The organism is Siccibacter colletis, assembly GCF_025914095.1.
Lineage (GTDB): Bacteria > Pseudomonadota > Gammaproteobacteria > Enterobacterales > Enterobacteriaceae > Siccibacter > Siccibacter colletis.
On the sequence record NZ_CP074352.1, the window covers coordinates 1,227,809 to 1,245,479 of the forward strand.

Sequence of the window (17,671 nt, forward strand, 5' to 3'; positions counted from 1 at the left end):
ACGGGCGGGGTTGAGTTCCAGGAACAGAGTTCTGCAATTCCCTTGCCAGCACGGATAAATCACCAGCGGGTTGGCGTTATTTGGGACAATACCGACAAAAAAGCAGCCGGGTGCTGCATGTTCGTGCAGGCTGCTGGCGGCGCTGCACCTGTTGCGAGCCTGAGCGCGCGGTATGGTGGTGCAGACGCACCAGAATCAGGAAAAAGGATCGCTTTTGATCCGCCTTAACCGGCTAGCAGCTATTGCCGGAAACGGGGCGTGAGACCGGCAAAATTTTGCTATAAATTTTTTTTTGCGGCGCGTTGCGCAAACCGGAGGGATCTTTTGCGGGCAGTAGCACTCTGGCTCGGGTTGAGTTATCCACTATTCCTGTGGATAACCTTGTGTATTAGAGTTAGAAAACATGCGACAAGCGAGAGCGGACGCGGGTTACGCCTGAATTGGCTCGAAAGCCGCCTTTTTTTAAAAACTATTTAATATCAGCACGTTAATTAAAAGCAATGGCTGTAAGAAAAGTGTCATCGCCTGTCATGAAACTTTTATATGCATCCTTGACAAATGTTAAAAGGCAACTTTTTCTGGGGATAAACCGTTGGCCTGGTGTTTTATATCGCCAGAGAAGAAATAGCCCGCCCAACCGGGCCATGTTTTAACCCGATAACGCACATCCTGTCATTCGATACTGGATTTCCATCCAGTATAATTTACTGGCAAAATATAGCATGGCGAGTAAAATTACCCCTCGGCCCGCGCACATCGTCATCAGGTAGCCATCCATGAGTAAACCGTTCAAATTAAATTCCGCCTTCCGCCCGTCAGGTGACCAGCCTGAGGCGATTCGTCGCCTGAAAGAGGGGCTGGAGGATGGCCTGGCCCATCAGACGCTGCTTGGCGTGACCGGTTCGGGTAAGACTTTTACCGTGGCCAACGTTATTGCCGACCTGCAGCGCCCCACGATGGTGCTGGCTCCCAACAAAACCCTGGCGGCGCAGCTGTACGGCGAGATGAAAGAGTTCTTCCCGGATAACGCGGTGGAGTATTTCGTCTCCTACTACGACTACTACCAGCCCGAGGCCTACGTGCCGAGCTCCGACACCTTTATCGAGAAGGATTCGTCGGTGAACGAGCACATCGAGCAGATGCGTCTCTCTGCAACCAAAGCGCTGCTGGAGCGTCGTGACGTCGTCGTGGTGGCGTCGGTGTCGGCCATCTACGGTCTGGGCGACCCGGACCTCTATCTGAAGATGATGCTGCACCTGACCAAAGGCATGATCATCGATCAGCGCGCCATTGTGCGTCGGCTGGCGGAGCTGCAGTACGGGCGTAACGATCAGGCGTTTCAGCGCGGCACCTTCCGGGTGCGCGGCGAGGTGATTGATATCTTCCCGGCGGAGTCTGACGATTTCGCGCTGCGCGTTGAGCTGTTCGACGAGGAAGTGGAGCGCCTGTCGCTGTTCGACCCGCTCACCGGCCACGTTGAATCCGTGATCCAGCGCTTTACCGTCTACCCAAAAACCCACTACGTGACGCCGCGCGAGCGCATCGTACAGGCGATGGAAGAGATCAAAGTCGATCTGGCGGACCGCCGTAAAACGCTGCTGGAAAACAACAAGCTGCTGGAAGAGCAGCGCCTGACCCAGCGCACCCAGTTCGATCTCGAAATGATGAACGAGCTGGGCTACTGCTCGGGTATTGAAAACTACTCGCGCTACCTCTCCGGGCGTGGGCCGGGCGAAGCGCCGCCGACGCTGTTTGACTACCTGCCTGCCGATGGCCTGCTGGTGGTGGACGAATCCCACGTTACCATTCCGCAGATTGGCGGCATGTACCGCGGCGACCGGGCGCGTAAAGAGACGCTGGTGGAGTACGGCTTCCGCCTGCCGTCGGCGCTGGATAACCGTCCGATGAAATTTGAAGAGTTCGAGGCGCTGGCACCGCAAACCATTTACGTCTCGGCAACGCCTGGCAACTACGAGCTGGAAAAATCCGGCACTGAAATCGTGGACCAGGTGGTGCGTCCGACCGGTCTGCTCGACCCGATTATCGAAGTGCGTCCAGTAGCGACCCAGGTCGATGACCTGCTCTCAGAGATCCGCAAGCGCGTCGCCATTAACGAGCGCGTGCTGGTCACTACCCTGACCAAGCGTATGGCCGAGGACTTAACCGAATACCTGGAGGAGCACGGCGAGAAGGTGCGCTATCTGCACTCGGATATCGATACCGTGGAGCGCATGGAGATTATTCGCGACCTGCGCCTCGGCGAGTTTGACGTGCTGGTGGGTATCAACCTGCTGCGTGAGGGGCTGGATATGCCGGAAGTCTCGCTGGTCGCTATTCTGGATGCCGACAAAGAGGGCTTCCTGCGTTCGGAACGTTCGCTGATCCAGACCATCGGTCGTGCGGCGCGTAACGTCAACGGTAAAGCCATTCTTTACGGCGATAAGATCACACCGTCAATGGCGAAGGCGATTAGCGAAACCGAGCGTCGCCGTGAGAAGCAGCAGAAGTACAACGAAGAGCACGGCATCGTGCCGCAGGGGCTGAACAAGAAGGTGGTGGACATCCTGCAGCTGGGCGAAGGGCTGGCGAAAACCAAAGCCAAAGGGCGCGGTAAGTCACGTCCGGTGATCGTTGAGGATGATGAACTGGCGCTGACGCCGAAGGCGCTGAGCCAGAAGATCCAGCAGCTGGAAACCCAGATGCTGGAGGCGGCCCAGAACCTTGAGTTCGAGCAGGCCGCCGAGCTGCGCGACAAACTGCATCAGTTACGCGAGCTGTTTATCGCCGCCTCCTGAGTCCTGCTCCCGGAGACCCTCTCCCGCCGCGGGAGGGGGTACTTATCCCAGTTCCTGAATCGCTTTTTCCAGCGCAGCGCGCAGCAGGTGCCGGTCGTGGCGGTAGGGCACGTCCGAGGCCTCCAGCGGCTCCTGGATCACCAGGCGCCCTTCAATACCGCTAACGTCCACTTTCGGACCGACCACCACCGCATCAATGATTTTCTTGCCGACGTACTGTTCCATCAGCGCCAGCTTCTCATGCAGCGCCAGGCTCGCCGCCGCCGGACTCAGCTCGCGACCAAGATTACCGATGTAAACCACCGGGGCAGGGGTGCGCCGCAGCGCCTGAGCAAGATCGGGCAGCAGCAGCAGGGGGATCAGGCTGGTGTAAAAGCTGCCGGGGCCAATCAGAATTAAGTCCGCTTCGGCAATCGCATCGACCGCCTCCCGGGTGGCAGGCGCAGGCGGGTAGAGCATCAGCTCCGTCGGCGGCAGCTCCAGCGCGTCCACGCTCACCTCGCCGTATACATGATTGCCTTCCGCATCCAGCGCCATCAGATCCACCGGGTGCTCCGACATCGGGATCAAAAACGCATCCACCTTCAGCAGGTTACGAATGATATTGATGGCTTCGAGAGGCCGCACGCTCAGGTGATCCAGCGCCTTTAACATCAGATTTCCGAGGTTATGCCCGGAAAGTTCGCCGTTACCGCCAAAACGATACTCAAACATCGCCGAGGCGACGCTCGGTTCGGTAATTAACTGGTTCAGACAGTTGCGCATATCACCCCAGGCGATACCGCCTTCGGAGCGGCGAATGCGTCCGGTAGAACCGCCGTTATCGGTGGTGGTGACGATACCGGTCAGGCGCGAACCGAGGGAAGAGAGAGACGACATGACGCGCCCGAGACCGTGCCCGCCGCCCAGAGCGACAACGCGGTCAAGATCCGCAAACGTGCGATTACGCATAGAAAATCCTTATCACTGACTGACGCTGCTACGGTAGCGCAAATTACGTTAAAAAACTAACCGTCACCGGCGTAAAATGATGCATATCATGGCAATTCATTTGCTTTCACGTATTCTGCTGCGAATTGCTGCAATAAGCGCGTTATATAAATATTTACATAGCGAAAAAGCCGATGGTTCAACCTTCGCTTACGCGCTACTATTGCAGTTACCTGTTTCATTTACTGATGAAACAACACTCTAGCCTTCTCGCCTGGGTCTTCGGATATGGCGCGCTGGCCGTGGCATAAGCCACCAGGGTACAGCCAGAAATAGCTGTGCCTCCCGAACTGGAAAGGTGTACATGGTCTCACAACTCACTGACGCATTTGCGCGTAAGTTTTATTACTTACGTCTGTCGATCACCGACGTCTGCAACTTTCGTTGCACCTACTGTCTGCCGGATGGCTACAAGCCCGGCGGCGTCACCAATAAAAGCTTTCTGAACCTCGATGAAATTCGTCGGGTGACCCGCACCTTTGCCGCGCTCGGCACTGAGAAAGTGCGCCTCACCGGTGGCGAACCCTCGCTGCGCCGCGATTTCACCGATGTGATTGCTGCGGTGCGTGAAAACGCCGCCATCCGCCAGATTGCGGTCACCACCAACGGCTACCGTCTGGCGCGTGACGTGGCGCAGTGGCGCGATGCCGGTCTGACCGCCATTAACGTCAGCGTTGACAGCCTTGACGCGCGTCAGTTTCACGCCATCACCGGGCAGGACAAATTCCATCAGGTGATGGCCGGCATCGATGCCGCCTTTGACGCCGGTTTTGAGCGGGTGAAGGTGAATACCGTATTGATGCGCGACGTGAACCATCACCAGCTCGACACCTTCCTTAACTGGATCCAGCCGCGCCCGATTCAGTTACGCTTTATTGAACTGATGGAGACCGGCGAGGGCAGCGAGCTGTTCCGCAAGCACCACCTCTCCGGCGCGGTGCTGCGCGATGAGCTGCTGCGTCGCGGCTGGATCCGCCAGCTGCGCAGCCGCAGCGATGGCCCGGCGCAGGTGTTCTGCCACCCGGACTACGCCGGTGAAATCGGCCTCATCATGCCCTACGAAAAAGATTTCTGCGCCAGCTGTAACCGTCTGCGCGTGTCGTCTGTTGGCAAGCTGCACCTGTGCCTGTTCGGCGATGGCGGGGTGGATCTGCGCGAGCTGCTGCAGGACGACAGCCAGCAGGCTGCGCTGGAAGCCCGCATTGCCGGGGCGCTCAGCCACAAAAAGCAGACGCACTTCCTGCATCAGGGCAATACCGGCATCACCCAGAACCTGTCGTATATCGGCGGCTAACCGCGCCGCAAGGAGAGATCATGAGCCAGCCCAGCGCTGAATTTATTCCGCTTAATATCGCTATTCTGACGGTGTCTAACCGCCGCACGGACGAAGACGATACCTCCGGCCACTATCTGCGCGACGCCGCGATCGACGCCGGGCATCTGGTGGTGGACAACGCCATCGTGAAAGAGAACCGCTACGCCATCCGCGCCCAGGTCTCCGCCTGGATTGCCCATGATGAGGTGCAGGTGGTGCTGGTAAACGGCGGCACCGGCTTTACCGAAGGCGACCAGGCACCGGAAGCGCTGCTGCCGCTGTTTGACCGCGAAGTTGAAGGGTTCGGCGAGGTGTTCCGCATGCTCTCGTATGAAGAGATCGGCACCTCGACGCTGCAGTCGCGGGCGCTGGCGGGCGTGGCTAACCGCACGCTGATTTTCGTGATGCCCGGTTCGACCAAAGCCTGTACCACCGCCTGGGAAAACATCATCGCGCCGCAGCTCGATGCCCGAACCCGCCCCTGTAATTTCCATCCCCACCTGAAGAGATAGCTCATGTCACAACTTACGCACCTGAACGAGGCGGGTGAAGCGCATATGGTGGACGTATCCGCCAAAGCGGAAACCGTGCGCGAAGCGCGGGCCGAAGCCTTTATCAGCATGGCGCCGCAGACGCTGGCGATGATCCTCGACGGCAGTCACCACAAGGGTGACGTGTTCGCCACCGCACGCATTGGCGGCATTCAGGCCGCCAAGCGCACCTGGGATTTGATCCCGCTGTGCCATCCGCTGCTGCTCAGTAAAGTGGAAGTGCAGCTGCAGGCCGAGCCGGCGCACAATCGCGTGCGCGTGGAGTCCCTGTGCCGCCTCTCGGGGAAAACCGGCGTGGAGATGGAAGCCCTGACCGCTGCATCGGTGGCGGCGCTGACCATCTACGACATGTGTAAAGCGGTGCAGAAAGATATGGTGATTGGTCCGGTGCGCCTGCTGGCGAAATCCGGTGGCAAATCCGGCGACTTTAAGGCGGGCGACCATGATTAACGTGCTGTTTTTTGCCCAGGTGCGTGAGCTTATCGGCTGCGATAGCCTGCAGGTGGAGGGCGACTACGCGACGGTTGAGGCGCTGCGTGCTGAACTGGCAACGCGCGGTGATCGCTGGGCGCTGGCGCTGGAGAGCGGCAAGCTGCTGGCGGCGGTAAATCAGACGCTGGTGCCGCTCGATCACGCTGTGCAGGCGGGCGATGAAGTGGCGTTTTTCCCACCGGTTACCGGAGGCTGAATGGAACAGACCCGCATCCGCGTCGGCCATGCGCCTTTCAGCGTCGGCGACGAGTACCAGTGGCTGGCTGCCTGTGGCGAAGATGGCGCGGTGGTCACCTTTACCGGCAAAGTGCGCAACCATAACCTCGGCGATAACGTCACCGCCCTGACGCTGGAGCACTATCCGGGCATGACCGAAAAGGCGCTGGCGGAGATCGTGGCTGAAGCCCGGTCACGCTGGCCGCTGACCCGCGTCACGCTTATTCACCGCATCGGCGAGCTGAAAACCGGGGAAGAGATCGTGTTTGTCGGCGTCACCGGCGCGCATCGCGGTGCGGCCTTTGATGCTGCCGAGTTTATGATGGACTATCTGAAAACCCGCGCCCCGTTCTGGAAGCGCGAAGCCACGCCTGAGGGCGAGCGCTGGGTCGATGCGCGGCAGAGTGACAAGGATGCCGCCGGACGCTGGTAGCGGGCGACTTTTATCAGATGTGTTAGTCTTAAGGCACAGGGGCGCTTCGCCCGGTGTTCATTGATATCAAAGGAGCCATCATGGATCGATATCCACACTCTAACGACACGATTGTTCAGGGCCGCAGCGGCCTGCAAACCTATATGGCGCAGGTCTACGGCTGGATGGCCTCCGGGCTGTTCCTGACCGCGTTCATCGCGTGGTATGCGGCCAATACTCCTGCGGTGATGCAGTTCGTCTTCGCCAGTAAGATCACTTTCTTTGGGCTCATCATCGCCCAGCTGGCGCTGGTGTTCGTGATCTCAGGCCTGGTGCATAAGCTGAGTGGTGCGGTCGCTACCTCGCTGTTTATGCTTTATTCCGCGCTTACCGGCCTGACGATGGCGAGTATTTTCCTCGTCTACACCTACAGCTCTATCGCCAGCACCTTTGTGGTCGCCGGCGGGATGTTCGGTGCCATGAGCCTGTATGGCTACACCACCAAACGCGATCTGAGCGGCTTCGGTAACATTCTGTTTATGGCGTTAATCGGCATTGTGCTGGCGTCGCTGGTGAACTTCTGGCTGCAGAGCGAAGCGCTGATGTGGGCCGTGACCTATATCGGGGTGGTGGTGTTTGTTGGCCTGACGGCATATGACACCCAGAAGCTGAAAAACATCGGTCAGCAGATTGACGTCAACGACCGCGAGAATCTGCGCCGCTACTCGATTGTCGGCGCGCTGACGCTGTATCTCGACTTCATCAACCTGTTCCTGATGCTGCTGCGTATATTCGGCAACCGCCGTTAAGCCTCATTAATCAGATAAACGCCGCGCTATTTGCACGGCGTTTTTGTTTATACAGGATTGTTTGTAGTCTGAATGAGGACTATATTCAGACTATCACTTTAGGGAGACTCTTATGCGCGTAGAAACCATCAGCTATGTTAAAAAAAATGCGGCGACGCTCGAACTTGATGAACCCATTCTGGTGACGCAGAACGGCGTTCCGGCGTATGTTATTGAGTCATGGGCAGCACAGCAGCAACGCGAAAATGCGATTGCCCTGCTCAAAATGATGACCCTGTCTGAGCAGGACAAACTCGACGGCAACGTCATGTCTAAAGAGGCACTTCTGGCGGGGATCGGTCAGTCACAGGATTGATTTCATCAGGATGGATGATGACGCAAGTGAACACGAGTTTCGAATATACGCTCACGGTAAAAGTCTGCCTTGAGGACATCGCCTTTCACCTGACCCAACGTGGGGTTGAGCCACTTCCCCTTATCACGCGGCTGATTAACCAGTTCGAAGCGCGGGTAGGGTCTTTTCCGCTGAGCGCACAAGTTTGCCCGGAGCTGCTGCAGTTGGGTTGTGCGCGTTATCGCGAGTGCAACCTCGAAGAGGGGTATCGGGTGCTTTACAGCGTGGAAGGGCACCGTATCACCGCGCATGCTGTGCTGGCACAGCGGCAGGACATCAGGCAATTGTTGTTTAAGCGACTCATTCACCTCTGAACTACCGGGTGCGACGCCTTAACGCGCCGCACCCGGTTCCATCAGGTGTTAGCCAGTTCTTTTTCGTTCTTCGCCCGCAGTTTCTTCGCCCGGCTTTCCAGCGCCAGGTAGCAGAAGATAGCCAGCAGCAGCGGCAGGAAGTAGTAGAGCACGCGGTAGGCCAGCAGCGAGGCGATGAGCGTCCCCTGGCTGGTATGCTCCCCGGCCAGCAGGGCGATAAATACCGCCTCCAGCACGCCAATCCCGGCCGGGATATGCACAATCACCCCGGCGATGCTGCTCACCAGCAGGACCCCCAGTACGAAGAAGTAGTTCACATCCTGACCCATCAGCAGCCAGATGATGGCACCCATCGCCATCCAGTTAGCGCTGGAGATAACCAGCTGCACCACGGCAAATTTGAACGACGGCAGCACCAGTTTCTGGCCTTTAATAGTGGCGTGACGGCGTTTAGCGAAGGCGCAGAACCAGAGATAAACCGCGATAATCGCCAGCAGCACGATGCCGACAATGCGCAGAGTGCCGCCATCGATATACCAGTGCGCCGGGAGCTTCACCACATCAAAGGTAAAGATCACCCCGCCGAGCAGAATGTAGCCCAGCCAGTTAGTGGAGATACTGAGTGAAAAAATGCGCGTGATGGTGGAACTGGGCAGGCCGAGGCGGGAATAGAGACGATAGCGCATGCCAATACCGCCAACCCAGGTACTGAGCGTCAGGTTGAAGGCGTAGCAAACGAACGACACCAGCATCACCTGGCGTTTTGCCAGCTTGTGCCCGCAGTAGGCGCGCCCGAGCAGGTCATAGCAGCCATAAAGCAGGTAGCTGACAATCACCAGCCCGACAGCGCTGAGCAGCGCAGTGCGGTTATAGTCGCGGATAACCTTCCACACTTCCTCCCAGTCCACTTTCTGGGCATACAGCACCAGCAGGACCACCACCGCAATGAAGAAGACCCACGTCAGGATCTTCTTCGTCATGCGCCACTTGTGTGATTTTGCCATCAGAATTTTGCTCCCGGATTATCCGTTTCGACCCGATCCTGGGTCTCCATTTCGGGCTGCACAGGCGGCTCCACCAGGGACAGCCGCGGAGTATGTGCAGGTAACCAGCCCACCAGAGCCGGGAAGTGACGTAAAAAGTGGAACGCCACCACGCTTTTGGTGAGGTTCCACCAGGTGCGTTTTGGCATCAGGGTCTCATCCACCTGCTGACAGTCCTTCTCAATCAGCTGCATCAGGTTGTCGTGCAGTGTCTGGTTGAAGGTGCGATCGTGAATGATCAGGTTGGCTTCAAGGTTAAGCGACAGGCTGAGCGGGTCGAGGTTACTGGAGCCGACCGTCGCCCAGTGATCGTCCATCACTGCGACCTTGCCATGCAGCGGACGGCGCAGATACTCGTAAACTTCAACCCCGCCCTTAACCAGATAGTTATAGAGCAGGCGCGCGCCCACCTTCACAATCGGCATATCCGGCTCGCCCTGCACGATAAGCTTCACGCATACCCCGCGGCGGGCCGCGTTGCGCATGGCATGCAGCAGACGGTAGCCGGGGAAGAAGTAGGCGTTGGCGATGATCACTTCCTGCTTGGCATTCGCCAGCATTTTCAGGTAGTAGCGCTCGATATCATCCCGGTGATCGTCGTTGTCACGCCAGACAAACAGTGCCTGGGCTTCACCCGGCGCGTTGTTATCCTGCGCCTGGTGACGACGACGGCCCCACCAGCGGCGCATCTCTTCGTGGCCCGGCAGGTTTTGCAGCACGAACGCGTAGATGTCCTGCACCACCGGTCCCTGCACCCTGACGGCGTAGTCCTGCTTGGCTTCCGGGCCATAATCAGACATATGCTCCGCGGAATAGTTAATGCCGCCGACGAACGCCAGCTCGCCGTCAATAACCACAATTTTGCGGTGCATGCGGCGGAACACGTTAGTCCGCATGCCCAGCAGCGGCGGGCGCGGATCGTAGTAGCGGAACTTGACCCCGGCGGAGGTCAGCTGGTTTACGAAGTCGTCGCTGAGATCCGGTGAGCCGTAGCCGTCCAGCAGCACCTCCACGCTGACGCCGCGCCGGGCAGCGCCCAGGATCGCCCGGTGCAGCTCTTTGCCGACCTTATCCTCAAACCAGATAAAGGTTTCGAGGAACACTTTGTCTTTTGCCTCATCAATTGCGGCGAATACCGCCGGGAAGAACGCTTCGCCGTTCTCCAGCAGTTCGATACGGTTACCATCACGCCATGCGGGTTTCATAAATGGATCTCCACAGCCAACGGGGCATGATCGGACAGGTGACGCCACTCACGCAGCGGCAGCTTTTGCGGGCTGCTGGCATGGGCGTTTTTCACGTAAATGCGGTCGAGGCGCAGCAGCGGGAACGCCACTGGAAAGGTACGCGCCGGGCGGCCATCGGCCTGGGTAAATACCTCATCCAGCCCGGCTTTCGCTTTCAGCTGGCGGTTTGCCTGCTGACGCCAGTCGTTAAAGTCGCCCGCAACCAGCACGGCTTCGCCGTCCGGCAGGCCGTTTACCAGCTCGCACAGCATCTCCAGCTGCGCCTGACGGTGTCCCTCCCGCAGCCCCAGATGAACACAAATCACATGCAAGCGCTTATCGCTGTTCGGCACGGAGAGCTGACAGTGCAGCATTCCGCGTTTCTCATGGCCTTCCACTGAGACGTCGCGGTTTTCGTAATGTTCAATCGGGAAGCGCGACAGCACGGCGTTCCCGTGGTGGCCTTCCGGATAGACGGCGTTGCGTCCGTATGCGAAATCGCTCCACATGGTATCGGCGAGAAACTCGTAGTGGGTGGTGTCCGGCCAGTTTTCGATGTGCAGCGGATGCACTTCGTGCGCGCCCATCACTTCCTGCAGGCAGACAATGTCCGCCGACACGCTGCGCACAGCATCACGCAGTTCGGGCAGGATGAAGCGTCGGTTAAAGGCGGTGAATCCTTTGTGTGTATTAATAGTCAGTAATTTGACCGTTAAATGCGTTGTCATGTCAGCCATGTGCCTCCCGGCGCATCTTGTTTTTCTCTGCGTTGTTCTCGCTACGGCAGTGCAAAAGCGATGTCGGCTTTCCGAAAACCTGCCGGAAACCGCGTGCCGTCTGGCTGGCCGCAGAACGCGGAACAACGAGGTATCCTCATGAAAATAAAGTGTAGTCCCTGTCACAAAAAGGTGCGGCCTTACGGAATTTTCCGTAAAGTGCGGTACTCTGATTTGATAGTAGAAGATCCCACAGGAGAGAAGCCATGAAGTGGCAACAGCGTGTTCGTGTCGCAACAGGTCTGAGTTGCTGGCAGATTATGTTGCATTTGCTGGTGGTCGGGATGCTGATTGCCGGCTGGATGAGCGGGGCGCTGGTGCGCGTCGGTCTCGCCATGTGCGTGCTCTACGGCGTGACCGTTATCCTGATGCTGGCGTTTCAGCGCCACCCGGAAAGCCGCTGGCGCGCCTTTGCTGACGTGCTGGAAGAGCTGACCACCACCTGGTATTTCGGCGCGGCGATGATTGCGCTGTGGCTGCTCTCCCGCGTGCTGCACAATAACCTGCTGCTGGCGCTGGCGGGCCTTGCCATTCTCGCCGGCCCGGCGCTGGTGTCGCTGCTGGTCAAAGAGCGCCGTCGCCACTCAGCCCACTTTGCGTCTAAACATCAGGTACGCCGCTAGTCCCGTGGTGGCCGCTATCACCAGCAGCGGCCACAAACTTCCCCAGACAATCCCCAGACTCGCATCCTTCAGGTAGATCTGCTTGGTAATATCGGTAAAATGCCGGATAGGGTTGGCCCAGGTCAGATTTTGCAGCCACACCGGCATGTTCTCCACCGGCGAGACGTATCCCGAGAGCAATATCGCTGGCATCATAAACACAAACACCCCGATAAACGCCTGCTGTTGCGTCGCGCAGAGTGCGGAAATCAGCAGCCCGAAGCCCACCAGCGACAGCCCGTAAATCACCATCGTGAACCAGAACAGCGTCAGCGAGCCGGAGAAGGGGATGTCGTACCCCCAGATGCCGACGCCCAGCACCACCGACGCCTGGAAAGTCGAGACAATCAGCGCCGGCACCGCTTTACCAACGAAAATCTGCCAGGTTGCCAGCGGCGAGACCAGCAGCTGATCGAGCGTACCCTGTTCGCGCTCCCGCGCCACCGACAGCGACGTGACAATCAGCACGCCGATGGTGGTGATCATCGCAATCAGCGACGGCACCACGAACCATTTGTAATCGAGGTTCGGGTTGTACCAGTTACGCACCACCAGTTCGCTGTTGTTCGGTTTCGGCAGTGAGGCAGTCAGCTCCTGCTGATAGTCCTTCACCATCTGCTGTAAATAGTTGGCGGCAATCTGGGCACTGTTGGAGTTGCGCCCGTCAAGGATCAGCTGCATCTGGGCTGGCTCCAGACTGTCGAGGCGGCGCGAGAAGTCCGGCGGGAAGCGTACCAGCAGCAGCGCCTTCTGCTGGTCGATGGTCGGGCGGATCTGCTGCGGGCTGTCCATCCGCAGCACGTGGGTAAACGCCTTCGCCTGGCTGAAACGCTGGGTCAGCTCCGTGGCGTGTTTACCGCTGTCCTCGCTGTAGACCGCAATGGTGGCGTTGGTCACCTCCAGCGTGGCGGCGAAGGGGAACAGCAGCACCTGGATCACCACCGGCAGGATCAGGATGGCGCGGGTCTGCGGCTCGCGCAGCAGCGACTGCAGCTCTTTGCGAATTAGCGTCCATAAGCGATAAAACATAGCTGCTCCTTAATCCAGACGCCGTTTGGTTTTCCACCACGTCAGGCCGATAAACAGCACCGCCGAGGCGATCAGAAACAGCACGTTCACCGCCAGCACCACCGGGATATTGCCGGCGAGGAACAGGCTTTGCAGGGTGCTGACGAAGTAGCGGGCGGGGATCACATACGTAAAGGCGCGGATCACCGCCGGCATGCTGTCGATCTGGAAAATAAACCCGGACAGCATAATTGACGGCAGGAACGCCGCGTTGAGCGCCACCTGCGCGGCGTTAAACTGGTTGCGGGTGAGGGTAGAGATGAGTAGCCCCATGCCCAGGGTGCTGAGTAAAAACAGGCTGGCGATAACAAACAGCAACAGCAGGGAGCCGCGAAACGGCACGCCGAGAATAAACACCGACACCAGCATACAGAGCAGCATCGCCAGCATGCCGAGGAAGTAGTAGGGGATAAGCTTGCACAGCAGCAGCTCAACGCGCGTTACCTCGGTGGAGAGCAGCGCCTCCATAGTGCCGCGCTCCCACTCGCGGGCCACCACCAGCGAGGTGAGTATCGCGCCGATGACCGTCATGATAATGGTCACCGCGCCGGGAATAATAAAGTGCTGGCTGATGGCCGCCGGGTTGAACCAGTAGCGGGTCTGCACGTCAATCAGCGGTTCAAAGGTTTCGCCGCGATCCTCGGCGCGCTGCTGCTGCCAGATCTGCCAGATACCCTCCATATAGCCCTGCACGAAATTCGCCGTGTTGGGTTCGCTGCCATCGGTAATCACCTGCACCGGCGCGGTGGCACCGTCGCGCGCCATGTTGCTGGCGAAATCCACCGGGATCACCACCAGCCCGCGTATTTTTCCGGCCTGCATCATCTCCACCAGCGCGCCGCGGTTGTCGCTCACCGTGGCATCAATAAACGGCGAAGCGGTGATGGCATGGGTGAAGTCCAGCGCCTCCTCGCTCTGCTGCTCCAGCAGCACGCCCACTTTCAGGCGGCTGGAGTCGAGGTTGATACCGTACCCGAAGATAAACAGCAGCAGCAGGGGGATCACCACCGCGATCAGCCAGCTGCTGGGGTCGCGCACGATCTGCCGCGTCTCTTTGATACACAGCGCCCGCACGCGCCGCCAGGAAAATGCGCTCATGCCGCATGCTCCTTATCCCACCGGTGGATCAGGGTAATAAACGCCTGCTCCATGGTCGGATCGTCATCCTCCCGGGTTGCCGCCTGGGCTTTGAGATCGTCCGGCGTACCGCTGGCAATCAGCTTGCCGTGATACACCAGCCCGATACGGTCGCAGTACTCTGCCTCATCCATAAAGTGGGTAGTGACCATCACCGTCACCCCTTTTTCCACCATGCTGTTGATGTGCAGCCAGAACTCGCGCCGGGTCAGCGGGTCAACGCCGGAGGTAGGTTCATCAAGAAACAGAATATCGGGCTCGTGCATCAGGGCGCAGACCAGCGCCAGCCGCTGCTTGAAGCCGAGCGGCAGGGCATCGGTGGGCTGATCGGCGATAGTATCGAGGCCAAACGCTTTGCTCATGCGTGCAATCTTGTCGTTCTGCGCCTGGCCACGCAGGCCGTATACCCCGGAGAAGAAGCGCAGGTTTTGCGCCACCGTCAGGTTGCCGTAAAGCGAAAACTTTTGCGCCATGTAGCCCAGATGCTGGCGCGCTTTCCCGGAGCTGGTTTTCAGATCGAGATCCAGGACCAGCGCTTTACCGGCGGTGGGGGTCAGCAGACCGCACATCATCTTGAAGGTGGTGGATTTCCCGGCACCGTTCGGCCCGAGCAGACCGAAAATCTCCCCGCGCTGAACGGTGAAGTCCACCCGATCGGTGGCGGCAAAATCGCCAAATTTTTTGGTCAGCTGCCGGGCTTCAATGACCGTCTCTTCGGGGTTGCCCTCCACGGTATGCAGAATGGCACCCAGCGGCGATTCAGAGGTTCCGGCCCCGCCGAGCAGGTCGATAAAGGCATCTTCAAAGCGCGGTGTCGTGTCGCGCAGTACCAGATCGGTAAGGCCTGGGACAGCGCGGAGCTGTGCCGGGTCGCTGTTTCTGGTCAGGATCAGGCGCACCGAACGCCCCTGGATCATGGCGTCGCTCACCTGGGGCAGCTTCAGCGCCTGCTGGAGCAGGGCGCGGTTATGAATGGTCGGGCTGGTGGCAAGGAAGCTACGCCCGGCCATCTGGCGCGTCAGCTCAGTGGGGGCGCCCTGGAACAGCAGTTCGCCCTCGTTCATCAGCAGCACCGAGCGGCACTGCTCGGCCTCGTCGAGGTAAGAGGTGCTCCAGAGGATCAGCATGCCGCCGCCGGCCAGCTCGTGCACCATCTGCCACAGCTCACGGCGCGAGATCGGGTCCACGCCGACCCCCGGCTCGTCGAGCAGCAGCACCTTCGGCGTGCCGACCAGCGTGCAGGCCAGCCCCAGTTTCTGCTTCATCCCGCCGGAGAGCTTCCCCGCCAGCCGGTCAGTAAAGGGGCCAAGTGCAGTGAATTCCAGCAGGCGCTCAAAGGTGGTGATACGCGCTTCGCCGGTGACGCTGCGCAGATCGGCATACAGCGTCAGGTTTTCCATCACCGTCAGATCTTCATACAGGCCAAACTTCTGCGGCATGTAACCGAGCAGGGCGTGCAGGGCGTTAACATCGGCAATCGGATCGAGGCCCAGCACTTCAGCCTGCCCTTCATCGGGACGCAGCAACCCCGCCAGCATACGCATCAGCGTGGTTTTCCCCGCGCCGTCGGGGCCGACCAGCCCGGTGACGCCCCCGGCGCGGATCTCGGCATCAAGCCGTGCCACCGCCGGTTTATCCATCCCGGGGAAACGCTTCTCCACGCCGTGCAGGCGGATTGCGCCCTCGCTACTCATGATGCATCTCATCGAAGGTGACGGTCACCGGCATCCCCTGGCGCAGGCTGTCGTCAGCATCGGTGACGATAATGCGCAGGCGGTACACCAGGTCGGTGCGCAGATCCGGGGTTTCCACGGTTTTCGGCGTGAATTCGGCGGTCGGCGAGACAAAGCCGATTTTGCCGTGATAGGGCTTATCGGGGCGGCCATCGGTCCAGAGCTGTACCTGCTGGCCCGGCGTGGCGCGGTTGAGATTCAGCTCATTGACGTAAGCACGCACCCACACCGGACGGGTGAGCGACAGGGTCAGCACGGTGCTGCCAGCGTTGAGCATGCTGCCCGGCTCCACTGCACGGGTCAGCAGCGTGCCGGGGGAGGGGGCGATAAGCGTGGTGTCGTGCAGATCCAGCTCGGCCTGCGCCACCTGCGCCCTGGCCTGTTCCACCGCTGCCTGGGCCTGCGCAATCTCCTGCGGGCGGTTACCGGCCTGGAACTGACTCAGCTTATCCTGCGCGGATTTCAGGCTGGCCTGCGCCTGGTCGCGGGAGGAGCGGGCGTTTTCCAGATCGTTGGCGGAGATGACGCGGCTTTTCCACAGCCCCTGCTGGCGCTGCCAGAAGTTCTGCGCATACTGATACGCCGCCTCGGCCTGACGCACTGCGGCTTGCGCCTGGGCGATCTCTTCGTCGCGGTAACCGGCTTTCGCCAGATCGAGTTTGGCTTCGGCGGTGGCGAGACTGGCTTTCGCCTGCAGCAGGGCATTTTCGTAAGGCGCACGATCAAGCGTGCCGAGCGTCTGCCCCTGCTGCACCGCATCGCCCTCATCCACCGCCAGCGAGGCCAGCCGCCCGCCGACGCGGAAGCTGAGGTTCACGGTGCGGATATCAACGTTACCGTACAGGGTGAGGGTGTGCGGCTTGCTGTGCTGATACCACATCCATCCACCAGCAATAGCGGCCACAACCACCAGCGCGCCGACGATCAACAGCGGCTTTTTCATGCCTGAGACTCCTTACGGGCCAGCCCGTCGAGAATAAAGGTAATGTGACTCTTCACCACGCTGCTGATGCGGGCGCTTTTCGTTGCGTCAAAGCCGCTCCACCCGGCGCGCAGCAGGATAGTTTCACGCCCGAGACGGAAGGCGAGTACCTCGCCGAGCAAGGCGTGGGTGTGCAGTATGGTGTCGGTATCTTCTGCCTCGCGCCCGGTGCAGGCGGCGATCAGGCGCGTGAGGTGGCTGTGCAGCGGGGCGATCACCTGCTGATGAATATGCCGGTAGGCGGCGGTCGGCGAAAGCTGCTCGCGGGAGATAAACTTGCTGAGGTTAAGCGTGTCGTCCTGGGTCAGCAGGTGCACGATGTTATCGCAGGCCTGAAACAGCAGCGCGCGCATGGCGGCTATATCCGGCGGCTGCTGGCGCAACAGCGTCTCAGCGGCCTCGGCATGGGGCTGAAACCGGGTACTGATAAAATCAGCGATCCAGTGCGCGCAGGCCATGTAGAGATCGTCCTTGGAGCCGAAATAGTAGGTGATGGCCGCAATGTTCTGCCCGGCATCGGCGGCGATGTCGCGGGTCGTGGCATTGAGGCCATACTCGCCGAACTGGGCAAGCGCGGCGGCAATCAGCTGATTACGGGCCTGTTCGCCGCGCGGCGTAACGGGTGAGGTAGTGGCATTCATAGGCGCGATAAAAGTTAATCAATCGATTGATTAAAAATATGGCTGTTTTTTGACCTTGTCCAGTCGCTGGCGTATGTTTTTTATACCGCCTTCCACTTTTGCGACGCACGTCCGC

At 59.4% G+C, this 17,671-nt stretch carries 19 protein-coding genes and 1 riboswitch; of the genes, 10 read left to right on the forward strand and 9 right to left on the reverse strand.

Going from position 1 to position 17,671, the window contains the following annotated elements:
- Nucleotides 1-776: 776 nt before the first annotated feature.
- A complete protein-coding gene (uvrB, locus tag KFZ77_RS05935; RefSeq protein ID WP_031525024.1) occupies nt 777-2,795 on the forward strand; it encodes an excinuclease ABC subunit UvrB in 2,019 nt (672 codons plus the stop codon).
- 42 nt (nt 2,796-2,837) lie between these two features.
- Here the strand turns inward: uvrB and yvcK are convergent, their stop codons facing one another.
- Complete coding sequence (yvcK, locus tag KFZ77_RS05940) at nt 2,838-3,746, reverse strand: uridine diphosphate-N-acetylglucosamine-binding protein YvcK (RefSeq protein WP_031525026.1); 909 nt, start codon at nt 3,744-3,746, stop codon at nt 2,838-2,840.
- A gap of 224 nt (nt 3,747-3,970) precedes the next feature.
- Nucleotides 3,971-4,102, forward strand: a riboswitch (molybdenum cofactor riboswitch).
- On the opposite strand from yvcK, the gene moaA reads away from it, so the two are divergent.
- The 8 genes from moaA (at nt 4,090) to KFZ77_RS05980 (ending at nt 8,288) form a co-directional block, all read left to right on the forward strand.
- Entirely contained in the window at nt 4,090-5,079 is a 990-nt protein-coding gene (gene moaA / locus KFZ77_RS05945; protein WP_031525027.1) for a GTP 3',8-cyclase MoaA, read from the forward strand. It overlaps the preceding riboswitch by 13 nt.
- A gap of 20 nt (nt 5,080-5,099) precedes the next feature.
- Nucleotides 5,100-5,612, forward strand: a complete 513-nt coding sequence (gene moaB / locus KFZ77_RS05950; RefSeq protein WP_264385710.1) for a molybdenum cofactor biosynthesis protein B — start codon at nt 5,100-5,102, stop codon at nt 5,610-5,612.
- A gap of 3 nt (nt 5,613-5,615) precedes the next feature.
- Nucleotides 5,616-6,101, forward strand: a complete 486-nt coding sequence (gene moaC / locus KFZ77_RS05955; RefSeq protein WP_264385711.1) for a cyclic pyranopterin monophosphate synthase MoaC — start codon at nt 5,616-5,618, stop codon at nt 6,099-6,101.
- Nucleotides 6,094-6,339: a molybdopterin synthase sulfur carrier subunit gene (gene moaD, locus KFZ77_RS05960; protein WP_264385712.1), complete on the forward strand. Its 246-nt coding sequence runs from the start codon at nt 6,094-6,096 to the stop codon at nt 6,337-6,339. The genes moaC and moaD overlap by 8 nt, the downstream gene beginning before the upstream one ends.
- Nucleotides 6,340-6,792 (forward strand): molybdopterin synthase catalytic subunit MoaE, encoded by a 453-nt coding sequence (moaE, locus tag KFZ77_RS05965; RefSeq protein ID WP_031525034.1) that lies wholly within the window; start codon nt 6,340-6,342, stop codon nt 6,790-6,792. It abuts the gene before it with no gap.
- Nucleotides 6,793-6,872: 80 nt separating this feature from the next.
- Nucleotides 6,873-7,580 (forward strand): Bax inhibitor-1/YccA family protein, encoded by a 708-nt coding sequence (locus KFZ77_RS05970; protein ID WP_264385713.1) that lies wholly within the window; start codon nt 6,873-6,875, stop codon nt 7,578-7,580.
- Between the two features lie 112 nt (nt 7,581-7,692).
- Nucleotides 7,693-7,935 (forward strand): type II toxin-antitoxin system Phd/YefM family antitoxin, encoded by a 243-nt coding sequence (locus KFZ77_RS05975; protein WP_264385714.1) that lies wholly within the window; start codon nt 7,693-7,695, stop codon nt 7,933-7,935.
- A gap of 17 nt (nt 7,936-7,952) precedes the next feature.
- A complete protein-coding gene (locus tag KFZ77_RS05980) occupies nt 7,953-8,288 on the forward strand; it encodes a type II toxin-antitoxin system RelE/ParE family toxin (protein WP_264385715.1) in 336 nt (111 codons plus the stop codon).
- A gap of 41 nt (nt 8,289-8,329) precedes the next feature.
- On the opposite strand, the gene KFZ77_RS05985 is transcribed toward KFZ77_RS05980, so the two are convergent.
- Genes KFZ77_RS05985 through KFZ77_RS05995 form a run of 3 tightly spaced genes read right to left on the reverse strand, consistent with a single transcriptional unit; the run spans nt 8,330 to nt 11,294 of the window.
- A complete protein-coding gene (locus tag KFZ77_RS05985) occupies nt 8,330-9,292 on the reverse strand; it encodes a lysylphosphatidylglycerol synthase domain-containing protein (protein ID WP_264385716.1) in 963 nt (320 codons plus the stop codon).
- Nucleotides 9,292-10,536 carry a cardiolipin synthase ClsB gene (clsB, locus tag KFZ77_RS05990; protein ID WP_264385717.1) on the reverse strand — a complete coding sequence of 415 codons (1,245 nt, stop codon included), beginning with the start codon at nt 10,534-10,536 and terminating at the stop codon, nt 9,292-9,294. The genes KFZ77_RS05985 and clsB overlap by 1 nt, the downstream gene beginning before the upstream one ends.
- Nucleotides 10,533-11,294, reverse strand: a complete 762-nt coding sequence (locus KFZ77_RS05995; protein ID WP_031525045.1) for an endonuclease/exonuclease/phosphatase family protein — start codon at nt 11,292-11,294, stop codon at nt 10,533-10,535. Before KFZ77_RS05995 ends, clsB begins: the two co-directional genes overlap by 4 nt.
- A gap of 245 nt (nt 11,295-11,539) precedes the next feature.
- On the opposite strand from KFZ77_RS05995, the gene KFZ77_RS06000 reads away from it, so the two are divergent.
- Nucleotides 11,540-11,956 (forward strand): YbhQ family protein, encoded by a 417-nt coding sequence (locus KFZ77_RS06000; protein ID WP_031525046.1) that lies wholly within the window; start codon nt 11,540-11,542, stop codon nt 11,954-11,956.
- Here the strand turns inward: KFZ77_RS06000 and KFZ77_RS06005 are convergent.
- The 5 genes from KFZ77_RS06005 to cecR are packed head-to-tail and all read right to left on the reverse strand — an operon-like array spanning nt 11,918 to nt 17,556.
- Nucleotides 11,918-13,024, reverse strand: coding sequence for an ABC transporter permease (locus tag KFZ77_RS06005; protein ID WP_264385718.1), 1,107 nt, complete (start codon nt 13,022-13,024; stop codon nt 11,918-11,920). The two genes, KFZ77_RS06000 and KFZ77_RS06005, sit on opposite strands and share 39 nt — an antisense overlap.
- Nucleotides 13,025-13,033: 9 nt before the next feature.
- The gene (locus KFZ77_RS06010; protein WP_264385719.1) at nt 13,034-14,161 is read right to left on the reverse strand and encodes an ABC transporter permease; all 1,128 of its coding nucleotides are present in this window, start codon (nt 14,159-14,161) and stop codon (nt 13,034-13,036) included.
- A complete protein-coding gene (locus KFZ77_RS06015; RefSeq protein ID WP_264385720.1) occupies nt 14,158-15,894 on the reverse strand; it encodes an ATP-binding cassette domain-containing protein in 1,737 nt (578 codons plus the stop codon). The genes KFZ77_RS06010 and KFZ77_RS06015 overlap by 4 nt, the downstream gene beginning before the upstream one ends.
- Nucleotides 15,887-16,876: a secretion protein HlyD gene (gene hlyD, locus KFZ77_RS06020; RefSeq protein ID WP_264385721.1), complete on the reverse strand. Its 990-nt coding sequence runs from the start codon at nt 16,874-16,876 to the stop codon at nt 15,887-15,889. Before hlyD ends, KFZ77_RS06015 begins: the two co-directional genes overlap by 8 nt.
- Nucleotides 16,873-17,556, reverse strand: a complete 684-nt coding sequence (gene cecR / locus KFZ77_RS06025; RefSeq protein ID WP_264385722.1) for a transcriptional regulator CecR — start codon at nt 17,554-17,556, stop codon at nt 16,873-16,875. The genes hlyD and cecR overlap by 4 nt, the downstream gene beginning before the upstream one ends.
- Nucleotides 17,557-17,671: the final 115 nt, after the last annotated feature.